This window comes from Vibrio wakamikoensis (assembly GCF_050337275.1).
In the GTDB taxonomy this organism is placed as follows: Bacteria; Pseudomonadota; Gammaproteobacteria; order Enterobacterales; family Vibrionaceae; genus Vibrio; species Vibrio chaetopteri.
In genome coordinates this window covers 213,935-236,513 of the sequence record NZ_JAKJST010000018.1, presented here as the reverse complement: position 1 = coordinate 236,513, position 22,579 = coordinate 213,935, and the positions used below count along the sequence as shown (strand labels likewise).

The 22,579-nt window shown below is 45.8% G+C and carries 18 protein-coding genes; 9 read left to right on the top strand and 9 right to left on the bottom strand.

Going from position 1 to position 22,579, the window contains the following annotated elements; all coding sequences use genetic code 11:
• Window positions 1-22 precede the first annotated feature (22 nt).
• The 4 genes from L4C42_RS10450 to L4C42_RS10435 all read right to left on the bottom strand — a co-directional run bounded on the left by L4C42_RS10450 (window position 23) and on the right by L4C42_RS10435 (window position 3,887).
• Complete coding sequence (locus L4C42_RS10450; RefSeq protein ID WP_353500037.1) at window positions 23-739, bottom strand: YebC/PmpR family DNA-binding transcriptional regulator; 717 nt, start codon at window positions 737-739, stop codon at window positions 23-25.
• 85 nt (window positions 740-824) lie between these two features.
• Complete coding sequence (locus L4C42_RS10445) at window positions 825-1,034, bottom strand: DUF3283 family protein (protein ID WP_338167070.1); 210 nt, start codon at window positions 1,032-1,034, stop codon at window positions 825-827.
• 179 nt (window positions 1,035-1,213) lie between these two features.
• Complete coding sequence (locus L4C42_RS10440) at window positions 1,214-1,414, bottom strand: PA3496 family putative envelope integrity protein (protein WP_353500036.1); 201 nt, start codon at window positions 1,412-1,414, stop codon at window positions 1,214-1,216.
• 502 nt (window positions 1,415-1,916) lie between these two features.
• Window positions 1,917-3,887: a replication initiator protein RctB domain-containing protein gene (locus tag L4C42_RS10435; RefSeq protein ID WP_429760414.1), complete on the bottom strand. Its 1,971-nt coding sequence runs from the start codon at window positions 3,885-3,887 to the stop codon at window positions 1,917-1,919.
• A 1,234-nt stretch (window positions 3,888-5,121) separates the two neighbouring features.
• Between L4C42_RS10435 and L4C42_RS10430 the strand changes: the two genes are divergently transcribed.
• The 4 genes from L4C42_RS10430 to L4C42_RS10415 all read left to right on the top strand — a co-directional run bounded on the left by L4C42_RS10430 (window position 5,122) and on the right by L4C42_RS10415 (window position 11,469).
• The gene (locus L4C42_RS10430; protein WP_353500034.1) at window positions 5,122-6,339 is read left to right on the top strand and encodes a ParA family protein; all 1,218 of its coding nucleotides are present in this window, start codon (window positions 5,122-5,124) and stop codon (window positions 6,337-6,339) included.
• 8 nt (window positions 6,340-6,347) lie between these two features.
• Window positions 6,348-7,319, top strand: a complete 972-nt coding sequence (locus tag L4C42_RS10425; RefSeq protein WP_353500033.1) for a ParB/RepB/Spo0J family partition protein — start codon at window positions 6,348-6,350, stop codon at window positions 7,317-7,319.
• Window positions 7,320-7,397: 78 nt separating this feature from the next.
• Window positions 7,398-9,485 (top strand): tRNA(Met) cytidine acetyltransferase TmcA domain-containing protein, encoded by a 2,088-nt coding sequence (locus L4C42_RS10420; RefSeq protein WP_429760411.1) that lies wholly within the window; start codon window positions 7,398-7,400, stop codon window positions 9,483-9,485.
• Between the two features lie 310 nt (window positions 9,486-9,795).
• The gene (locus L4C42_RS10415; protein ID WP_429760409.1) at window positions 9,796-11,469 is read left to right on the top strand and encodes a flagellar assembly protein A; all 1,674 of its coding nucleotides are present in this window, start codon (window positions 9,796-9,798) and stop codon (window positions 11,467-11,469) included.
• A gap of 50 nt (window positions 11,470-11,519) precedes the next feature.
• Here the strand turns inward: L4C42_RS10415 and soxR are convergent, their stop codons facing one another.
• A complete protein-coding gene (soxR, locus tag L4C42_RS10410) occupies window positions 11,520-11,957 on the bottom strand; it encodes a redox-sensitive transcriptional activator SoxR (RefSeq protein ID WP_353500030.1) in 438 nt (145 codons plus the stop codon).
• A gap of 95 nt (window positions 11,958-12,052) precedes the next feature.
• On the opposite strand from soxR, the gene L4C42_RS10405 reads away from it, so the two are divergent.
• Window positions 12,053-13,294: an MFS transporter gene (locus L4C42_RS10405; protein ID WP_429760407.1), complete on the top strand. Its 1,242-nt coding sequence runs from the start codon at window positions 12,053-12,055 to the stop codon at window positions 13,292-13,294.
• Window positions 13,295-13,302: 8 nt separating this feature from the next.
• Here L4C42_RS10405 and L4C42_RS10400 read toward each other — a convergent pair whose 3' ends face one another.
• The gene (locus tag L4C42_RS10400) at window positions 13,303-13,665 is read right to left on the bottom strand and encodes a hypothetical protein (RefSeq protein WP_353500028.1); all 363 of its coding nucleotides are present in this window, start codon (window positions 13,663-13,665) and stop codon (window positions 13,303-13,305) included.
• A 194-nt stretch (window positions 13,666-13,859) separates the two neighbouring features.
• Here L4C42_RS10400 and lpdA point away from each other — a divergent pair, with 194 nt between their 5' ends.
• Window positions 13,860-15,269, top strand: a complete 1,410-nt coding sequence (gene lpdA / locus L4C42_RS10395) for a dihydrolipoyl dehydrogenase (RefSeq protein WP_429760405.1) — start codon at window positions 13,860-13,862, stop codon at window positions 15,267-15,269.
• A gap of 47 nt (window positions 15,270-15,316) precedes the next feature.
• On the opposite strand, the gene L4C42_RS10390 is transcribed toward lpdA, so the two are convergent.
• Entirely contained in the window at window positions 15,317-16,363 is a 1,047-nt protein-coding gene (locus L4C42_RS10390; protein ID WP_353500026.1) for an alcohol dehydrogenase family protein, read from the bottom strand.
• Complete coding sequence (locus L4C42_RS10385; protein WP_353500025.1) at window positions 16,360-16,905, bottom strand: TetR/AcrR family transcriptional regulator; 546 nt, start codon at window positions 16,903-16,905, stop codon at window positions 16,360-16,362. Before L4C42_RS10385 ends, L4C42_RS10390 begins: the two co-directional genes overlap by 4 nt.
• Before the next feature lie 231 nt (window positions 16,906-17,136).
• On the opposite strand from L4C42_RS10385, the gene L4C42_RS10380 reads away from it, so the two are divergent.
• On the top strand, window positions 17,137-17,937 hold the full coding sequence (locus tag L4C42_RS10380; RefSeq protein WP_353500024.1) for an acyl-CoA thioesterase: 801 nt from the start codon (window positions 17,137-17,139) through the stop codon (window positions 17,935-17,937).
• A gap of 178 nt (window positions 17,938-18,115) precedes the next feature.
• Window positions 18,116-19,468, top strand: a complete 1,353-nt coding sequence (gene yegD, locus L4C42_RS10375; protein WP_429760402.1) for a molecular chaperone — start codon at window positions 18,116-18,118, stop codon at window positions 19,466-19,468.
• Between the two features lie 65 nt (window positions 19,469-19,533).
• Here yegD and L4C42_RS10370 read toward each other — a convergent pair whose 3' ends face one another.
• Window positions 19,534-21,552: an alkyl/aryl-sulfatase gene (locus tag L4C42_RS10370; protein WP_353500022.1), complete on the bottom strand. Its 2,019-nt coding sequence runs from the start codon at window positions 21,550-21,552 to the stop codon at window positions 19,534-19,536.
• Between the two features lie 107 nt (window positions 21,553-21,659).
• Between L4C42_RS10370 and L4C42_RS10365 the strand changes: the two genes are divergently transcribed.
• Entirely contained in the window at window positions 21,660-22,559 is a 900-nt protein-coding gene (locus L4C42_RS10365) for a LysR family transcriptional regulator (protein ID WP_353500021.1), read from the top strand.
• Window positions 22,560-22,579: the final 20 nt, after the last annotated feature.

Genomic DNA, 22,579 nt, shown 5'->3' with positions numbered 1-22,579 from the left:
ATTTAGGGGTAAAGTGCCCTAATTATTGCTCAGCGTTATGGTAAACCTGCTGAACATCATCACAGTCGTCTAACATATCAAGGAACTTCTGGAATTTCTCCGCGTCCTCGCCAGCGATTGCAGTGTGCGTTTGTGGCACGAAAGTGATTTCTTCTACATCTAGCGTCAGTTCTGGGTACTCAGCAGTCAGCGCTGTTTTTGCTTTGAAGAATTCAGTGTGAGGGGCAAATACCGTGATCACGTCATCTTCAAGCTCGATATCGGTCACATCAACGTCGGCCATCATTAAAGCTTCCAGTACCGACTCTTCATCGTCGCCTTTAAACTGGATTACAGCTTGGTGATCAAACATGTGTGCTACGGTGCCAGGGCTACCAATTTTAGCGCCCGTCTTAACGAAGCATTGACGAACATCCTGGAAAGTACGGTTGCCGTTGTCGGTTAGACAGTCAACGATCACGCTCACACCACCTGGACCAAAACCTTCATAACGTGCTGGTTGGTAGTCTTCACCACCACCACCGCTGGCTTTGTCTATCGCTTTGTCGATAACATGCGCTGGAACTTGATCTTTCTTTGCTTTAGCAATCAGGTGCTTAAGCGACAGGTTCATTTCAGGATCGGCACCACCGTTTTTAGCAGCAACGTAAATCTCTTTACCGTACTTGGAATAAACTTTAATTTTTGCGCCTTGTGTCTTCGCCATTGAGGCTTTGCGCACTTCAAAACTTCTTCCCATTGGGATGTTCTCTCTAATTCAATTTAACGCGGAGGATTTTAGCAAATCGTCGTCACAATTCAATTCTATGCGGCAACGAAGAGTGTTACATCACTCCCATCATCTTTTTGTATTTGTCGACACACGCCTCAAACCATGCTTTTTCAGCGTCATCCTGAATGCGTTCTAGCTGTTCGCGAATCGCTTCAGGGCCAGCTTTGGCTTCCTTCATTTGCCACACAACATAAGAGGCTTGCTTATCAAGTTCCACTTTGTTTTTTTCGGCAGGGGGAAGCAAAGAAAGGTTATACGACATGGTTCTCTATATCGGTTAGTGTGGCAAGGCTGAGAATATAGCACCCTTGGTGTAGCAAACTCAAATGAAAGCCGTGACTACACGCTTTGATATTACGCCGAAATTAGGTGTTAGATAGAATTAAGGGTGGCTTATGCCTGCCACCCTACTCTTTTGCTCCATCGCTACTCAACCGTAGCTTAGTGGATGAGTCCTAGGTCTCTCGCTTCTTCCAGCGATAGACCACTCTCTCTGATTTCTCTTAATGCTTCAATGCGGCGTCGTGCATCAGCGGATTTCGCTTGTTTTGCAGGACGAGATTCCTCTTGAAAGTCCTCAGATTGATCCCACTTATTGGTGATGGATGTCATTTGGTCATGGTCGATTGAATTGATGGACATTGTTACCTCCTGATGAACCATGTCTGGACACCTAATCTGTAGCAAACGACAAAATTGTTGTTAAGAAAAACTGAGTCAGAATGTGATTGGCTCGGAAATTCTCATCAGAAGTATTAGAAAGGAGTTTATAAACTTTGAAATCCGCAAAAGACGGCAGTACATTTAGGAGATTCCACCTCGGAAAATTGACTTGATCCAGATCTCCTTTTTTTAACGCAGTCCCTTGATGTTATTGCCCTTAAGCCCAATGCAACTTTGAGCATAATGGTGAATTTTTGATAAAAAAAAGCGAGTCCAAACGAACTCGCCAAAAAATATATCAGAATGAATGTAACAATATGAGCCAATCTACTTATTTCATTAGAAAGGACAAAAGGTTGTCTATTCGGGATAAATAATAGCCAGAGGCACTGTCTATTATGTCAGCAGACTGTCAGCGTTATGTGTAAATACCATCAATACTGAAAACCTATGTAACAAGGTTTTTCAGTATTGGAAATCGTTAAACCGAAACCTCGTCCAACACTCGGAACACCGACTCATCGATATGGCCTTCGTGCACTTGTTTACATACTTTCCTACGTACCGCGAGTGCTGAAATCAACCTTTCGATAGATAGGTGCTTATTCTCCTGACGAGAATTATAAAGCTCTACCACGCGGCTCAGTACCTCATAAGCGATGATATCCCCATCTACACGCAACCAATCAAGCTTCTCCATGAGCTCAGAACACTCTTGTTTTATCGAAGCTATAGAATGACCCGTCATGGCAGACAAAGCGGTTACACTGCGTTCTAGAGCCTCTGGTGAGGTGTACTTCGATAGAATGATGGTAATCTCATCTGCATTGATCTCTACTAAATGCTTACGTTGCTTAACTCGACGGCCTAAATTGCCTCTAGGAGAGGGCGCTTTACGCTGGATAGGCTCAAACTCACCATCAATGATGGACGACAGTTCATCGAGCTGCTTGCGAGTCACGAGTTCATTTCGTAGTGGGTTAGGTAGCGTTGGAGCCATATTACGTTTGCCCGCATTGGTGGTACGAGCACGTGAATAACGCAACACTTCTTCCACGTCACAGCGGATATCGACTTGGAAATCGGGCAGTTTTGCATCGGGATCGTGGCACGTCAGCGTCAAGTGATAGCCCCATAAATTGACATCAAACTTATTCGGAGACTCCACATGTTCAGCAAGGTTACGAAGTTCGCGCAGCAAATCCATTGAGAAACGGCGCCATTCAATATTGCGCGCCAATTTCTGATTCAAATCTGTCAGCATCAATGAATCGGTATGACGACGAGCCATACGGCTACGAAAGTATGAGTAGAGTTGGAAAACGAGCGTGTGCTGCTTCAAGATCTCTGGTGGGAACAAGAAGAAATAGTCACGAGTAAGCAACTCTTCATAGAATGATGGCTCCCATACCAAAATGTAAAGATTTGGCTTGATCTTGATCTCACCATCCGCGCCTTCGCGAGGTGCTTCTTCAGATGCAGTGATCGTTCTGGCTAAAAATCTAAAGCGATCACTTTTAAAGCCTTCCGGCATGTTTTCACTGAGCCAACGCCCGGTCAGTTCATGTAACTGAAAGTCGGTAAATTCAATTCGATCGATGCTATCGCGAATCGAGTCACGCGCTGGACCACTGTCTTTTTTGCCACGCAATGACAGGATATCAGTAATGTAGAGTGGCGTTTTGTTAGGCACCTGCTTCGCATCAAGATGATACTCCTCATGATGATGATCATGATACTGAACAGTAAGAGTAAACAACGCAAATAGTGTCATGAGATCATCAACAGTCATGATGTTCTTGGAAGAACGTGTTTCGATCACGGCTTTCGTTCCGGAGATCGAGACCATTGATTTCTGATAACTTTTACGAGTTCTAGGTGGTGCGAGCGCTTGATCGATGATCCCTGCCCAGTTTGTGGGGGAGACAACAAACTGATCCGCTTCATCACGCATAGCTGGTGGCGTATATAAACCGTGCTCGTTGAGAAGGCGTTTGTTTACTTGAGTTTGAGCAAGTGCTTTGGATTTTTTCTGCTTTTCGGATTGTTTAACGGATTCTGTTACCAAACTCGTTGCACCAAGTACTGACACAAGTTGATTGGGATTGATGAAGCGATGAAGCATCGTCTTACCTGCCAATCCTTCTTCAAATCTTACACCATGCTGACTGAACAAACCGATGTTTACTGCGGCACGTAATCGCTGTTGAATCGCTGCACGAGTCAACTTGCCATCCGTTGCGTCAATCAGTTCGGTTGTTGAAACAAAACCGTCTTTAGAGCTGAATCCGCGTAGGGAAATTAGATTCATTAACTCAAGGATGCTTTTGGTTACCCCTTTGAAATGTTGATATTGTTCGATCCAATCAACGGCTGTTTCCGTGACTTCAAAAAGGTGTCCGCCTTTGTGATCCCTTGGGGATCTAATCAAGATTTTATCTTCACTGCTCATGGTTGGATCTAGATCACATTATCCGTAAATTCGATATTGTTCCATAGGATAATGAAATTTGGATCATAAATAAAGCGCTATTTTGTTTATTGGCAAAAAGACTGATCTTTATGATTATACTGATCTAATTTGATTAAGTGATCTTATGATCTGTGAAATTAATTGCTTTTAAGTCACTGAAATTAAAGCAAATCACTAAGCTCTCCTATGGAACTATGATCAACACTATTACGAAACCATGATCATCATATTTTGAAAGCATGATCAACTCGTCCCGAATGCATGATCACCGCATTATTGAAAGCTTGATCATCATAGCTTCGGATCAATGATCATCATCTAGTGACAAGTTATCCACAGAAATAGTAGAAAAGCTGTGTGTAGATTAGAGAATATCTTGGTCAATCCTCTAGTTTTACTCCGAAAGCATGATCAAGTGGTGTGTGATTGAAGAAGAAATAATCAAATTGTCGCTTTGTAATACAAGCAATTTTTTAAGTCATCGAATCCGGATAGTGTATTGTTGTTACATATTTGGTTACGGCATCTGCGGAACTATGATCAAGTGATTCAGCCCAGTAACTGCCGTGTTTCGATTTATGTCTATTTATACGCCAATTTGAGCACTATCCTTTGCTTCGCGGGACTTAAGACGTAATCTAACCGAGATTTTACATGCTTCCGTGAAGCTCATTTACTTGATCATTGTTCCGCTAAAGATGATCATCCTTTGGGGTTAAGTCGAGTTGCTTTCATTCGAGAATTTTCCTTGATCATGCTTTCATCGTCTAGCTGTTTCCCGAAACAATGATCAAGGTAATCCCTTGATCATTGTTCCAATGCTGATTTATCTTGTGGTTGATATGCTTTTCTCTTTACTCAGAACAGTCAAATTCTGAGTCTCATCAATGCTTAGATGTAAGTGGCTGTTCTCAATTTGTTTTCAAATGAGCAACCTCCGTAATTTATAGGCCAAGTTGTATCGTTCCGATAGAAGTTGTCTTTACATTGTAAATGAGTGACACGGTAACACTTTAAAAGTTTTTAGTTTTCAGGGTACTTTATTAACAGAAATACTCGCTATTTGGTGATACTTTGCGCAAATAATCATCATAGAGCTAGATGCCAGTCAAATTAATGTAAATAATCTATGTAGATGAGTGGACAGCTTTTTCTTGAGATTGTACGATATTGCTGTACATAAACAATTAGGTTACTTGGTTGGAACTTGGGTATGAAAAGAGAACAAACAATAGACAATCTCTACCAACTTGCAGAGCAAACTCAGCAAGTGCAAGCGGATCGTATTGAAATCGTTTTGGAAGAGCGCAGTGATGATCACTTCCCAGCGATGTCAAAAGCGATGATGGAAACGCGCTCTGGTCTAACTCGTAGAAAGCTGGACGATGCCATCAGTAAAATAGAGCAGGGCGGTCATCAGTTTACGAAAAACAACGCTAATCATTACTCTATTTCGCTGCAAGAAGCGCATATGTTAATGGATGCGGCAGGTGTGCCTAAGTTCCACGAGCGCAAGAATAGCGCTAATAACAAGCCATGGATTATCAACGTACAGAACCAAAAAGGTGGTACGGGTAAGTCGATGAGTGCTGTACACCTGGCGGCTTGCTTAGCGTTGAACCTAGACAAACGTTACCGTATTTGTCTAATTGACCTTGATCCACAAGGCTCACTTCGTTTGTTCTTAAACCCGCAAATCAGCGTTGCTGACCATGAGAATATCTATTCTGCGGTTGATGTAATGTTGGAAAATGTCCCAGAAGGTACAGAGATTGACTTAGAGTTTCTTCGTCGTAACGTACTACTGCCAACGCAATATCCAAATCTTAAAACGGTATCTGCGTTTCCAGAAGATGCCATGTTTAACGCTGAAGCATGGCAAACGCTGTCGCAAAGCCAATCTCTCGACATCGTTAAACTTCTAAAAGAGAAGCTGATCGACAAGATTGCTGAAGACTTCGATGTCATTATGATTGATACCGGTCCTCACGTAGATCCATTAGTATGGAATGCAATGTACGCATCGAATGCACTGCTAATTCCATGTGCCGCAAAGCGCCTTGACTGGGCGTCGACAGTCAACTTCTTCCAGCATTTGCCAACGGTTTATGAGATGTTCCCTGAAGACTGGAAGGGGTTAGAGTTTGTTCGTCTAATGCCTACTATGTTTGAAGATGACAACAAGAAGCAAGTGTCGGTACTAACTGAAATGAATTACTTACTTGGCGACCAAGTGATGATGGCCACCATCCCAAGAAGCCGCGCATTTGAGACTTGTGCTGACACCTACAGCACGGTTTTCGATTTGACGGCGTCTGATTTTGAGGGTGGTAAGAAAACGTTGGCGGTTGCTCAAGACGCTGTTCAAAAAAGTGCACTAGAGTTAGAAAGAGTATTGCACAGCAACTGGGCTTCACTGAATCAAGGGTAATGTAAGAAATGGCAATTAAAACTTCAGAATTAAACGCCAAGCTATTTGGTAAAGCAAATAAACGACGTGCAACGACACCACAAGAAGCACAAACGGCTGCAAAAGAGCAGGCACAAGTGATTGAACTGTCTGTAGCGGGTGAAGAACTTGTGTCGTTTGAATTGGTTCGCGTTCCAGCAAATGAAGTAGAAGCTAACACGTTTGTTTTCCAAGAAAATGCGCGTGAGCAATCCTTTCTAAACGAGCATGCACTGTCAGATGTATTGGCAACATTGCGCGACAAAGGTCAGCAATACCCAGCAGTTGGTCGCCGTCAAGCTGACGGTACCATCGAGGTATTGGATGGTAGTCGCCGTCGTATGTCATGTATTTTGGCGCAAAAAGAGTTTTTGATTTACGTTGCGGAAAACATTAACTCTGAACACGCTAAGTTCCTTTCTGACGTCGCAAATGCTCATAAGCCTCTTTCACTTTATGAGAAAGGAAAAGAGATGCTTGCTAAACTTGAAAATGGTGAAGCAGATGATCAGAAAGCATTAGCAAAAATGTTCCAGTGTAGCGAAGCACTAGTCAGTGGTGCTCTAAAGGCCGCCGACTTGCCATTAGAACTACTTCAAGCGTATCCAAATGTGAGCGACTTGGGTCGCCCAACGATTGTTAGACTACACAAGCAATTCAGTGAACTCGACAAAGACAACCAGACTAAACTCATTGATCGTTGTCAGCAGTCGGATGGTTTCGTTTGGCAAACTAGCCACGCGCAGGGCGTCGCTCGTATCACTAAAGATGTGTCTGAAACACTAGAAAACTGGATCCATGAGCTGTCGCCACCAAAGCGTGCCAAAGTGACTAAGATTGATTTAGTTAAAGGCCGTGCAAGCTATACGCGCAAGGGGCCAAACCTAGCGATTAACCTGAAAAAGGTCGATGACCAGACCATGGAACAAATCCTAGAGTTTCTGAAACAAAAGATGCAATAAATTCAACAACAATACCCCGCAAGAGCGGGGTATTTTTTTGTGCTAAGATTGGCCAAGGTTTTTAACAATGACTTCGCCATGGCAAATCACTCTTTATCCTATCGTATTAACTCACAGCTAAGCTCGATAACTCAATTACAGCAGCTCGCTCAGGCTCAATTTGTACGCGCTGTAACGGTATTAAAAGGCGAGTCACAATGGCAGCAAACTTTGCTCTCCCATTTTGTTGACCACTTTCCTTTGCCATCTCGATTCCATATCGGTTCAACGAAAATTGATGGGCTAGTTAATATTCCTCCCAATCAAGGTAAACGTCTTTTAGGGCAAGATACGCAGCTGTTAGTGGTCACCATTGATAAGCAGTTTGACGCTAACAGTTTTAATGCTGCGCTTGGGACTTTGGTTGGCGGTGGATTGCTTATTTTGCTTCAGTCTGAACAGTCGTCACTCCATCCTTGGCTTGTAGGTGCAATATCTGAGTTGCCAACGCTTGAAGAAAGCAGCTTAGAAGTGGCACAGCCGAGTTGTTTTTGTTTAGACGATGAAACCCGTCTTACATCGCTTGCATCTAAAAGCGCTATTAATCGATTCGAACAGCAAGAAGAAGCCGTTGAGCTTATTCATCATGTTGTCTCGGGACACAGAAAACGCCCGCTTGTTCTAACGGCAGATCGCGGCCGCGGGAAAAGCAGCGCCCTGGGTATTGCTGCTGCAAGGTTCAATGGTTACCGGCCTCTTCGCGTTTTGATTACCGCACCAAGCAAATCGGCGGTGGTATCGGCGCTAGCGCATTTTAACAGTGAGTTGGCTGGACAGAGTTTATCTGCTTCTAGCGTTACACTTGAGTTTATCGCGCCAGATGAACTGCTACAGACTAAGCCAAACTGTGATTTGTTGTACGTGGATGAAGCTGCTGCACTACCCATCTCGATGTTAAAGCAGATGGTGGAGCACTATCACCGAATGGTCATTAGTACCACCATACATGGGTATGAAGGATGTGGTCGCGGTTTCAGTGTTAAGTTTCTGCCGTGGTTAACTGAGAATCGAAAAGGGACTAAGAGCTACCATCTCGACACGCCAATCCGTTGGAGCCAGTTTGATTTGTTGGAGCCGTGGGCTTCATCAACGTTTTTGCTAAATGCAGAGCTTACTTCTTTGCCAAAGCCTATGGTTACAGAACCGATCCGACGAGAAGCTCTAACTTGGGAATCTTTCGATTCAGCAAGCGCGTCTTCTAATCGTAAGTGTCTCGATGCGGCTTTCGCTTTGCTGGTTAATGCACATTATCAAACTTCGCCGAATGACCTAATGTGGTTGCTAAACAATAAAACCATGAAGCTGTATATCATGAGCTACGATGATATCGTTGTTGGCAGTCTCTTGGTGAACAGGGAAGGGGAGCTAGACACCGAACTCATCGAGCGTGTTCAGTTAGGTCGAGCTCGTCCGGCCGGGCACCTGGTTCCAATGGAATTATCAAACCACCTAGGACTATCGGCTGCTGCGTTGCAAACTTGCTTTCGCGTAATGCGTATTGCGGTTCACCCATTGTTGCAAGGTAAAGGGTTAGGAACCGAAATGTTGAGCGCCTTGTCTCAAGTGGCGAAAGGCGATGTTGATTATCTAGCTACAAACTTTGGCGCGACAACAGAGCTTGTCCGTTTCTGGAAAGCAAATGAGTTTGGCCCTGTTCGAATTGGTAGCGCGAAAGATAAAGCAAGCGGCACTTTCAGCAGTACTTTCATTCGGCCTCTATCTGCAGATAGTGTTGAATGGATAGATGAAGCTCGCAATCAGTTTAATGGCTCCCTATATTTTGCTCTTCGCTCGCATGCCCAAGATGTTGAACCATCGCTTGCACTATCTTTAATGAATAGCGCAGAGTCTAAGTCTTTGTCGTCTATCTCTGTTTCCCCTTTGGTATCAAACTATGCAAGAGGAGGGAACAGTTTTAATTCGGTTCGGCCGTTCTTGGCGCCGTTGCTTCCGTTGGCATTGTCATTTAACGCTGGTCATCTGAGTCTGCTCATTGTCGCAGTTGTTGCTCAAGAGTGGAGCTGGACTGCGATTGCGGAGTATTTTGGTTTTGCTGGCAAGAAACAAGCCGAGCAAGCATTTCGTGAAGAGCTCTCTCAACTGTTGACTGTTTTACAGTGTAAATAGACTCAGTGCTTTCGACCGCCAGATTTACACTGTAAACGACAAGACTGTTTACAGTGTAAATTCATCATTGCTCATTTTTACACTGTAAATTGCATCAAACAATCTACACAGTCCTATTCGATAGAGCATCTCATTCTAGAATCACGTTCAAGTTATTGAACAATTTACCGTGAGCACTCCCGAAGTTTTCGTTGATAAAGGTAGTCTCAGTAGTGAGACTTCACTAAGATAGAATGAGTTATTGAAGCATGATCACACTCGCAACTAGTTTCTGCGAGCGTGAGTTCGCATAAGGAAGTGGTCGTCAGTCATGTGGAAAAGTGTTCTATCTCTCTCTTCAGATAAGCAACAAATTATCGCTCGATTGCCTAAAGAGTACGAACAAGGTTTGGCGTTGGAGTTCACTTTGCTTGGCAATGCGCTGCAGGAAATCAACGCACAAGATTTCTGGGTAGATGACAGCGCTGTGAACCAATTTATCAAATCGGCGCAAGCGGCAAAGGGGGAAGCATTCTCGGGCATGACGCTCGCGGAAATACGTAACGCAACCGCAGAAGTGGTACTCACTGAGCAAGATATGCTGGCGAGTATTAAGGTAACTGGTGCGTACGCAGGCGAAGCTTTAACCCCGAATGACATTATCTCTGCTTTAACCAACGCTCGAGTCGTGAAAGGCCTCAATAAGAAAGCGCTTAAAAAGGTACTGTTGCTCAGTCAGCAGTTGAAAAAAGGCGAAACGTACACCCAGCCCGTTGCGATAGGTAAGCGTCCCAAAGAAGGCAAAGATGCCCAGTTCATTCCTTTGGTTGCCGATCCCAAGCAGCGAGTTTTAAAACCTCAACAAGCAGGCCCCAACGGCAAAGTCGATATGCGTGACTTGGGCGCTGTCGTCACCGTTGGTGAAAATGAACAAGTGATGCGACGTATTCCTGCGATATCTGGAGAAAATGGCTATACCGTCACTGGCGCCATTATCCCACCAAGGGCGGTAAAAGACTTACCTCTAAAACCTGGTGCAGGCACTCGTTTCTCACCAGACAACCCGAACACTTTATTGTCTACGATGTCCGGTATGCCAATCATCAAAGCCTCCGGTGTTGAAATAGACGAGGCGCTTTGTCTAAGTAACGTTGATATCTCAACAGGCCACATTAAGTTTAAAGGCAGCGTCGTGATTTCTGGCAATGTAGAGCCTAACATGGAAGTGACAGCCACTGGCACAATCACCGTCGGCGGTTTTGTTGAATCGGCATTTCTTAAAGCAAAAGGCGATATTACTGTCGCGAAAGGTATTATCGGCCACAATGTTAATGATGGTGAGCAGAAATCTTGTAGACTGGAGTCTGGAGGTGACGTCGTTGCCAACTACGCACAGTTTGCGGATATCACGGCCAAGGGCGACATTCACTTCACTGTACATAGTCTGAATAACGACATACGTTGCTCTGGCGATTTGTTGGTGATTGGTAGTAACAAGAAGCAGGGCACATTGAGTGGCGGTGAGGCAAAAGTTGGCGGTAAGGTTCAATGTCATCACCTTGGTGTTGAAGGCGATACAGCAACCTACATTCAAGCGTTTGCTAACTATGAACATTACGCTAAGAAGCTTGAGCAATTGCAAGATCGCTACACAGAGCTACAAGAGCGTAAAATGATCGCCATCAGGCGTGAGATTGAGCTTAAGAAAATCCCTAAATCTAGCCGAAGTGATGAGCAAAATGCCGAGCTTGCAGCGCTTAATAGTGCCGATACTGAGGCATTAGATGCGCTAAATGAAGAGAAAGAACGCATCGAGCTCGAGCTGTATGCGAAACTAGAGCTAAATACCGTCGAGTCAATGATGCAAACTCATACCCGCGTTACTGTTCAGTTTGATGACGAGAAGGTGACGACTCGCTCCACACACGGGCCGGCAACTTTTAGCTTTAACAAACAAACCATTACCTTCGCGCCTAAATTGAAAGAAGAAGATATCTTGGTGTAACTTAATCAGATGCGAATGCGTAAGACTTCTGCAATTCAGTCAAGCGCATCTCACTTTTGCTGCTTCCATAGCGTGGCGCCGTTCCCTAACGTATCAGCTAGGGCATCTTGTGGGTTGCGCAGTCGACACTTAGACAATGATAAGCAGCCACAGCCAATACATTCGCCAAGCTCATCTCTGAGTTTTGTCATTAGCCAAATCTTTTCATCCAGTATGGATCGCCAGACTTGTCCCATTTGTTGCCATTCTTCCTGACTCGGTGCTCGATTGAGCGGTAAACTGGATAGCGCCTGTTTAATTTCTTCCAAACTAAGCCCTAATTGCTGACCCGTTTTTATCACGGCTATTCGCCTCAGTACCGAACTGTCATACCGTCTTTGATTGCCTTGATTACGCCAACTGGTGATCATCCCTTTTTGCTCGTAAAAGTGCAGCGCAGAAACGGCGACTTCCGCGCGCTTTGCAACTTGTCCTACGGAAAGCTCCATAATTACTCCTTATCTTTTAGGTAATTATAGCTTGACCTCAAGTTATATTGAGCTTTTAACCTTGAGATCAGTCACAAGGTTAGGGAAGAAACAGAATGGAAAAGAATAGAAGACTACACCTACTAGGGTTGATGTTTGATGGTATCGCATCGGGAATGATGTTGATGGCGTTACCATGGTTTATTCTCAAGCAGGGAAGTAATGGAACGTTTTTGGCTGTCGTGACCTTGGTCTGTACGATAATGTCATTTGTACTAACCCCGCTTATTGCTACGGCAATAGACCGTTATCCCCGAAAGCGTATTTTAGCGCTGACCCAATTGATACAACTGCTTGCGGGCAGCAGTGTCGTGATAGCTGGTACTGTGATTAGCCGTTCGCATTTAGGTAATGACCACAGCGTATCTTCAGTTTGGGTACTCGCTTTTTGCCTAGTCGCGTTTTGGATCGCGAGCGATCTTGCATGGGCAACAAATGGTGCGTTTACTCAAGAGCTTTATGTTCCGAGCGAATATGGCCGTATCTCCAGTCAGCAAGAGATCGTCATGCAGATCACGACCTTGAGTGCTGGCGGTATGGGTGTTTGGTTGTTGGAACTGTGGTCACTGAAGAAGTTTGCTCTGCTAGCTGCATCGTTGTCCCTCGTCGCCTTGATGTGTTTTGTTGCTATCCGGCATCGATCTTTTTCGTCGAAGCAGAAAAGGACTCCGTACCACCTGCAACTGCGTGAATCAACGAGTATATTCCGCCAATCTCCGCGATTCTTCGCTTTCATTGCATTATCGTGTGTGGGCTATCCCATGATGACGTATTTGGCAAAATTGGTTCCTATCTACCTTTCAGAGAATCAACAATCCGGTGAGTGGTTTGCTTGGTGGCAGATAAACTACGGCGTAGGAGCCATGGTTTGTGGACTGATGATCGTCAAAGTAATGAATAAAGTAAGCCATCAACAGCTTATGTTGGTGAGTATGGCATCCATCAGCGTGCTGCTTTGTGTGATGACAATGACATTGTCACCGTTATCCATTGTGTTAGTGGCTCTGCTTATCGGAGTGTTTAACGCGACTAACCGTATTGCAAGAGTCAATAAACTCCATCATGAGGTTGATAATTCAGTCAGAGGCCGAGTTGATGGCGGAATGAAATTGTTTTCGACCGCTTTGCAAAGCGCGAGTTACGTTGTTATTGCGTATCTAGCGAACTATCAACTTACAGAGCTAGGTTTTGCCATCGGCGCACTGGTCATCATGCTTGCAACATTCGCAATGTGGTTGCTACGTCGCACAATTATCGTAAGCACAAGCCAACCTCGTTTCATTAAACCTGCATCTTGACAATGGCACTATTGAGGTTTGGCTACGGGTTGTGGTAGAGGCTTGGCTGGCAGAGGTGTCGGGACGGGCTCTGCTGGCGTTTCTGGACGGGTGATCTTAATGCTCTTAATGAAACGGCTGAAATAGAGTTCTTTGACTAGTTCGTCACAACGATCATGGGTCAGTCCTCGCTTTGATTGTTCGCTTCCTACCGAAACGATGGTTTGGTTGGTAGGGCGGTAACCGTTCGCGACCTCACAAAGCTCAATCGTATCCATATAGTTTGGGTAAACATTAACGGGAGATGATCGAAACCCTAGTTGGTTCATTTGATAGGAAGAGCAACCAGAAAGGGTAAGCGCCGCAATAGTGATGAGTGCTTTGATTCGCATTGTTAATCGTGTGATTCTTTTGCCATTGATGGGAGCGCTAATACTAGCGACTATTTATGACAGATAAAGCGAAGTTTGAAACCTAGGTCACTTAGCCGAAAGATTTAACACTGCTCAGACATTTAACCAGTCTATACTGGGGCTCACTTAGCAAATTCCCAGCAAATCCAACCAGATATTCAAGGAGAAACAGCATGACGGAATCTATCAACGTAGATGTTGCAGTACTCGGTGGTGGACCCGGCGGTTATACCGCAGCCTTTCGAGCCGCAGATTTGGGCTTGTCAGTGTGTATTATCGAAAGTAGAGAAACTTTGGGTGGCGTGTGCGTCAATGTGGGCTGTATCCCGTCAAAGGCTCTATTGCATGCGACATCACTGATTGAGCAAGCGAAACTTGGTCAATCTATGGGGATAACCTTTGCCGAGCCCCAAATCGACCTCGGGGCGTTACGTGAACATAAGCAATCAAAGATCAACGAACTTACCAAAGGCATCGCTGGCCTAGCAAAAGCACGCAAAGTGACGCGACTTCAAGGGCAAGGGCAGTTTACCTCTACCAATACACTCGCGGTTACGGGGGAGAACGATCAAATTGTTGAGTTTAAGCACGCCATCATTGCGACGGGATCCCACTCGATCTCACTGGCTATCGCGCCAAATGATCCGCGTATCTGGGATTCAACCGATGCTCTGGCAATGGAGTCTATTCCAGAACGTTTGCTTATCGTAGGTGGCGGCATCATTGGACTTGAAATGGCACAAGTCTACGCAGCGCTTGGATCGAACATTACAATCGTAGAAGCACAAGACCACATCATTCCAAGTGCGGATAAAGATCTAGTCCAACCTTTGCAACGTGCAACTAAGAAAACGTATCAAACGCTAACCAAAACTTTAGTGACCCAAATGGACGCTCAACCAGATGGTATCTTAGTGTCATTCGAAGGAAAAAAAGCCCCAGAACCTAGCTTGTTTGATGCAGTGTTGATTGCAGTAGGTCGAGCACCGAATACAGGCAACCTTGGTTTAGATCTGCTTGGTGTTGAACTTGACGCAAAAGAGCGCGTTAAAGTTAACGATAGAATGCAAACCAATGTGGGTCATGTGTATGCCATTGGCGATATTGTTGATGGACCAATGCTTGCACATAAAGCCACTCATGAAGGCAAGGTTGCAGCTGAAAACATCGCTGGCTTAGATTCAACGTTCTGCCCTGCGGCCATTCCGTCTGTTGCTTACACACACCCAGAACTTGCTTGGGTCGGTTTAACCGAGACAGAGGCCAAAGAACAAGGTGTGCAATACAGTGTGGGCAAGGTGCCTTGGTTGGTGAGCGGGCGTGCCCAGAGTGTGAATGCTACCAATGGTGTGACGAAAGCGTTGTTTGATGCAGAGACAGGGACACTAATTGGTGCTGGTATCTGCGGCGAAAACGCGGGTGAGTTGATTCACGAAGCCGGCGCAGTGTTAGAACTAGGCGGTCGAGCGAAAGATATTGCCCATACGGTTCATGCTCACCCTACACTGGCCGAGACGTTTGCTTTTGCGGCTGAAGTTGTGGAAGGCTCTATGACGGATATGCTTCCAGCCAGAAAGAAATAATTAAATAAAGAGGGCGCAGAAGCGCCCTTATGTACTCTTAGACGCGATTAAGATGCACTCACATTGAGAACAATCTTGCCAATGTGGTTTTTTTCAACAAACTCAGTTTGTGCCTGCTTAATCTCTGCAAGCTCAAGTGTTTTGCCGACAAGTGGCTTAATCTGCTCCTCTTCGATGCGGCTGATTAGATTCGGGAACACTTCATCTTCGAGTCCAGTGCAGCCAAAGAATGACAAATCCTTGAGGTACAGGGTACGAACATCGAGCTCAACCAGAGGGCCTCCGATCGCACCAGAGACGGCATAGCGTCCTTTTGGTGCCATGACTTCTAGAAGCTCAGGCCATTGTGGTCCCGCAACAAGGTCAATCACGACATTAACACTGTTATTGCCAAGCGCTTCCACTAAGTTTTGACCCCGAGATACCGTCTTGTCCGCGCCAATCTCAAGCAGTGTCCCAGCTTTGGATTCACTCGTAACTGCAACAACGGTTGCCCCCCGCGCTTTGGCTAGCTGAACAGCTGCGGAGCCCACCCCACCAGAGGCACCAGTAACTAATACAACATCGCCTGAGGTAACATTTGCACGCGTTAGCATGTTCTCAGCAGTGGAGTATGAACATGGAAATGAGGCAAGCTCAATGTCCTTGTAGCTTGAATTTACACTGTAAGCCTGGCGGGCATCTACGGTCGTATACTCCGCAAAACCGCCATCACACTCAGAGCCAAAGTACCAGAAATGCTCAAGCTTTTGACCGTCGACATAACGCAAACATGGGTCAATCAGTACGCGTTCGCCGATGCGACTAGCGTCGATATTAGAACCTACTGCGACGATATGACCACACACATCAGCACCTTGAATACGAGGTAAACTGAGCGCATTGCCAGCCCACCCAGCATCTTCACTGTCGTTGTCGCCTTTTGAGTACCAGCCGATACGCGTATTGATATCGGTATTATTCACGCCAGCTGCACTGACTTTAATTAAAACCTCATCTTCTTTTGGCGAAGGTAACGGAATATTGCTGCGGAGTTCTAGCTGGTCTAGATCGCCATGACCAATCAGCTGTACGCCTGTCATTACCGTGCTCATTGTTGAATTCCTTTCTTGTTGCTTGTTGAATGGGTAGAAAACAAAGTAGTGATAGCTACTTTGGCAGCGGTAATCGCCGATTCACCTAAAATGGGATAAGCGGTTGTTGTTCCCTCATGCAGAACAAATAGAGCATCTGAAAGACCCTCGTGTCCACTCAGTTTGGCAAGAGAGTCGATAACCTGTTGTTTGTGTTGTTCAACGGTTGAATTTATCTCCACGTTGTCAGGAAAAGCAGCAAGCGCGTTGACCGATAGGCAACCTTTCGGCGCGTGCTCTTTCATCCAGCCACCAAGAACGTCAAAGGCAGAAAGGGTAGCATCTAGCCCACTTTGCTGTGCGCACTCTTCTAACAGTGCGATGTAGCGTTGGTGTCGATGGTTTAAAGCACCAACGACCATACTCTCTTTGGAAGGGAAGTATTTGTATAAGGTGCGCATACTCACACCAGACAGTGTTTTTAGCTCAGCGACACTTGGCTCTGCGAATCCTTTTTGCGCAAAAGCAAGTTCAAGGTTTTCTGCGATTTGTTGTTGTGACATTACAAGTCCTATACAGGTAGAATGTTTATACTACCTGTAGTGTAGAATGATTGTTCTACTCTCGTCAATAAAGAGCCGCCTATTGATTCTTGTTAATGGATTGTTTGTTGTGGTAACGGAATGTTATTTCCTTTTGTGTGTAAAATGTAACAAAATCAGGTAACACCTCTTGCAGCAACCCATCCGACCAGTTATTGTTAAGTAACAAGGTGTTAACATAAGGTGGTAGGGATGCACTTCGACGAATTAATCGCAACAGCCAAGCTGTGTGCGAAAACCAGTGAACATATGTCGATCCCGGCGTCATGGGGACAGGGGAGAACCGTTTTTGGTGGGTTATCCGCTTCATTGCTGTATACCGTGATGCAGTCTCACTTGACTGGCGAGCGTGTGCTGCGCTCGCTTAACACCAATTTTGTTGGCCCGCTTTTGGTGGATGTGCCGTTCACTTTTGAAGTCGAGGTTCTTAGGGAAGGCAAAAGCGTTTCTCAGCTCAGTGCGCGTTTGGTGCAAAATGGTCAAGTGGCGGTGTTCCAACAGGGCTGTTTTGGTGCCGATCGTGAGTCCAAAATTGTAGTGAACAACAACGATAACCACATCATGCCAGTACCCGATGACCTACCAAGATTTCCATCGATTGAGCAAGGTGCACCGAACTACACGTCACACATTGACCTAGCACTTGCCCGTGGCCACCTGCCTTTTACTGCAAGTAAAGACTCACATACATGGGGTTGGATGCGATTTAAGGTTTCTCCTGAATCCATCTCAGACGCGCATTTAATCTGTCTGGTTGATGCCTGGCCTCCCGGCGTATTGCAGATGATGGGAACGCCAGCACCAGCCAGCACCATGATGTGGAACTTGGAGTTTATTCATCCCCACCGCTCAGTGCAGCCTGAAGATTGGTTTGCATATCAGTCCCACACAAGGCAAGCCGCAGAAGGCTATGCTCACGCGCAAGCCAATATTTGGAATAATCGCGGCGATCTTGTTGCGGTTAGTCGTCAAAGTATCGCTATCTTTGACTAGGTACTTTGGCTAAGCGCGTTTTACAGTGTAAACAAAGCGAATGGGGCTCCGACGACAGATCGTAGCCCCATTTTTGTGTTTGACCTGTCTATTGGTGCAGGGTTTACGGTTTGGCGCTTGAAGTTCATTGTCAGGCTGCTATTCTTTGCGGCCTTTTTCACGTGTTGAGGTAATTCTTATGGCTATCGGTTTTGATTACGGAACCGCAAACTGCTCCGTAGCGCATTTAAACAATGGCAGCGTTGAGCAAATCCCGCTTGTAGGGGATAACTGCTACATTGCATCAACACTCTGTGCACCAACAGCAGAAACCGTATCAGAATACTTATTTCGCTGTTTAGACATTCGTCCATCCAATGACATTGGTGAGTCTGTATTGCGCCGTGCCGTCAAGATGAACCGTGAAGAAGGTATTGAGGTGATCCCAAGCGATGTGCTGTTTGGTGAGCAAGCTCTGAATCTCTATTTAGAAGATCCGAAAGATGTCTATTACATTAAGTCCCCAAAATCCTTCTTAGGTGCAATGGGGCTGCGTGATATGCAGCTTTCATTCTTTGAAGATCTGGTTTGCGCCATGATGAGTAACGTCAAACGTAAAGCGGAAGCAAATCTAGAGAGGACAATTGAGCAAACTGTCATCGGTCGCCCGGTGAACTTTCTAGGACGAGGTGGCGATGCATCTAACTTCCAAGCAGAAGGAATTTTGCTGCGAGCGGCAAATCGCGCTGGCTTTAAAGATGTCGAATTTCAATATGAGCCAGTCGCCGCTGGGCTTGAATTCGAATCTACCCTGACAGAGAACAAAAACGTACTGGTAGTTGATATTGGCGGTGGTACAACTGACTGCTCTTACATTCAGATGGGACCATCCTGGGTTGGAAAAGACGACAGACAGCAATCGCTGATTGCCCATACAGGTCAGCTCGTCGGCGGTAACGATTTGGATATTTACATCGCATTTCGCCGTTTTATGCATGCCTTTGGTATGGGGACGAAACGTCTTTCTGGCTTAGATATCCCCGTGACTCAGTTCTGGAATCCTATTGCAATCAACGACGTACAAGCGCAAAGAAAGTTCTATGCTCACGACAACTTGAAAGAGCTAAGGTTACTGGCAAAAGAGGCGTTGGAGCCTGAAAAAGTGAATCGGCTGATTGCTTTGCACCAAGAAACTTTAGGCTATGCGGTGATTCGTGAGGCTGAAAAAGCCAAGATTGCGCTCGAAGAAAATGCCGAATACAAAGCGATGCTCGATCTCTACAGCGAACATGTAGGTATTGAAATCAACCAATCAGATATGGCGGCGGCGATTGATAATCCGACCAAGAAAATTCAAGATCTAGTTAAAGAAGCGGCGCAACAAGCGGGCACGTTACCGGATGTGATTTACATGACGGGAGGATCGGCACGTTCTTCTGTTCTTCGCAAAGCGGTTCAAGATGTGCTGCCAAATATTCCAGTAGTCTCGGGTAACTACTTTGGCTCGGTTACAGCAGGGTTGGCACGATGGGCAGATGTTTGTTTTAGATAACAAGAGCCCTGCGCAGATAGACAAAACCCAGAGCGTTGCTCTGGGTTTTTCGTTTGTGATTCGTCTTACTTATTCGGCATAGGTAAGATTTCAAACATGCCATCAAACTCATCGAGTGAAGCCGCGAGCTTGCCAATGAGTTCAGCGTCGCCCTTGATACCGGCTTGACCTGATTTCAGCAGCTCATCAAGTGATGTCTGGCCAAGTGCCACTCGGGTAAGATCCGATTTGTGGATGATAAGTTCTACATTGGTTTCCGGTAGAGTATCGACTTCGATGTTACTCATATTGGCATTAGACACTTCGCCGTAGTATCGCTCTTCCACATCTGGATGATACAAACCAAAGTTAAAGTCTAAACCTGCTTGCTCGGCTTTTTCTGCATTAAGCCTAACAGCAATGAAGTCTAGGAACATTCCCGTTGGTGTATTGGCAATCACGTCTGCTGAGGCCAGCTTGATAGAAGGTTGGATCTCGCCAGTTCTAAGCTCAACCGCACCTTGTAGGTAAGAGTTTCGCCAAGCCATGGTTTCAGATTGATAGCCTTGCTGCTCGAAGCTGTCTGCAAGCGCATAGCGGTAGGTCACATTGTTTGGGTCACATTGCACCAGGTCGTTAAACAGCTGAGAAGCTTCTTGATACTCCCCATGTTTAAAGTGCTCCATGCCCGCGTTGAATAGAACATCTGCCCCGGCTGCTTGCACATACACACATGACTTGTCTTGTGTTTGCAGTGGGTTGGTGTTCACTGGGTTCATGTCATGATATCCCAGGTATAGGTTTACAACGGCACGAGCGTTATGGCTGTATGAGCCGTGATAACCGTTAGTGTGCCAAGTTTGCTTTTGAGACTCAGGAACCAGATTTTCTATTTCGCGTCCCACATCGTGGATAGTTACCCCGTGGTTTGCGAGACGCATGGCTTGGTTATGAATAAAGCCGTAGTTGTCACGCTGGAGTGTCATGTAATCGGCAATTTCATTTTGCGGCGTATTCGCATCATTCCAAACTGGCGCAGAGTGCGCAGCGTGGATGTTGTCGACCAGACCCGTATCAACGTAACGCATTTTTAGTTCTGTCAGGTATTTAGTCCACACCAGCGCGTCACGAACTTTAGCGCCGCGGAAGGTGTAGATATTGTGCATACCATCGTAAGTCAGCTCAGCAGTGTTTAGAGAGCGATATTGAGGCACATAAAGCACGATCTCAGCTGGTGCTTCTGCGCCAGGCATGTTGATGGCATGGAAATCGAGACCATCGATTGTGATCACTTTCTCGCGTTCTTGGATTTCAGTGGTAGGTGCTACCAACGTGACCTCTCCACGTGATGTACCCAGACCAAGTGCGTTGTCGACAATGCCTTTTTCGTCGTTATCCAACGTTGTGCCGTACTGATAGTTGGCGCGGCGTCCCATCGCGGTACCTGCTATCACGTTCTCGTCAGCAAGTTCCTTGATGAAATCTTTTGGCGCATAGATTGGCGCACCTTCGCTGAAGTCACCAGACTCATAGACACCACGAGAGCCTCCAAAGTGATCCGCGTGCATGTGAGAGTAAATCATGCCTGTGATTTTGTGCTCACCGTTGATTTTTGGTAGATGCTGTTTGGCAAAGTCCCAAGAGGCCGCAGCCGCTTCCTTCGATAGTAAAGGATCGTGAATCACATAACCATTGTCTGTACGGTAGATGGTCATGTTGGAGAGATCAGCGCCGCGGATTTGGTACACGCCATCAGTCACTTCATAAAGGCCGCCAGCTGCATAGTTGAGCATACCTTGGCGCCAGATTGATGGATTGACTGTCGGTGGAATCTCATCGACAGAAAGCTCTGCCATAAACTCAAATCGGTTTTTAAGCTCACCCGCAGCATGGGTACCAAATTCAGCGATAAGGCCACGTTTGGTGCGGTCAAATGCAGACGTGTCTTGCCACGGTAGTGTAGAAGCAAGCGTCTGATTGGCCTCCAGCGTATGGGAGCTTGCAGGTTTACCTTGGTAGTCCTCAAGGCCTGCATAATCAGCGTTAGCAGCGAATGACGCCATAACAGCGATAGCGATAGTTGAAGGAGTAAGCGTTCGAAGCATAGAAAACCTCATCACAGTATTAACAGGAAACAAGGTCACTATATCGGCTTGACTCATAACCAAACATGCATATAAATTTAGTTAAAACATAACTATTGGCTATATATATGAAACTGTCTGATTTTGATCTCAATCTAATGCGCGTGTTTTTAACTGTGTATCGCTTTCAATCCATTACCGTAGCGGCAGAAGTACTCGACCTTACCCAGCCTGGTGTTAGCGGTGCTCTTAAGCGGCTGCAGAACCAGTTAGGCCAACAACTGTTTGTTCGAGATGGGAGAGGAATTGCCCCAACGCATTTGGCGCATGAGATGGCTCGTCAAATAGAACCTGCATTGGAAGCCATCGAAAACACATTGAATGACGCCCAAGAGTTTTCTGTTGAGGGAAAGCGTCGTTTCGTGGTGTACGCCACGGAACCTGTGATGCTTAATCTAGTTCCGAAAATCGAAGCCGATAAAAGTTTAGGGAACTGTGAAATTGTGCTGTCTCCGACAACTGTTACCGAAGCGCAACTACGTGAAAAGCTCAATCTAAGGCAGGCCGATTTAGCGATTGAGTTTTCTGAGTCCTCGACATCAAGCTATTTTACTCAGCCGTTCTTCTCAGACCAGATTTGTGTGATAGCCAGCAAGCAGCATCCTCGAATTCAGGGGGCGATCAGTGCTGTGGAGTATTACCAAGAAAAACACATCACACTAAAACTGCGCCGCGAAGAGATTTTTCTGGTGGACTATTTTACCAAGGAACATATTCAGCCGCGCAAAGTCGCCGCAGAATGTGAGTCGCTTCTCGCTCTAATGGCGTTAGTCGGGAGCAGCGAAAGCATTGGTATGACAAGCTTGAATATGGCTAAGCAGTTTTCCGAGCAGTTTGGATTGCAGATCTTGCCGGTTCCATTTAGCTCATTGCCGGTAAGCTATGTTCTGATGGGGCATAAGAGAGAGCAGAATAGCAAAGCCAATTTATGGCTACGTGAAAAATTGCTCTCTTACGTTCAAGGTTGATAGTAAGAGAGCTGCACTCG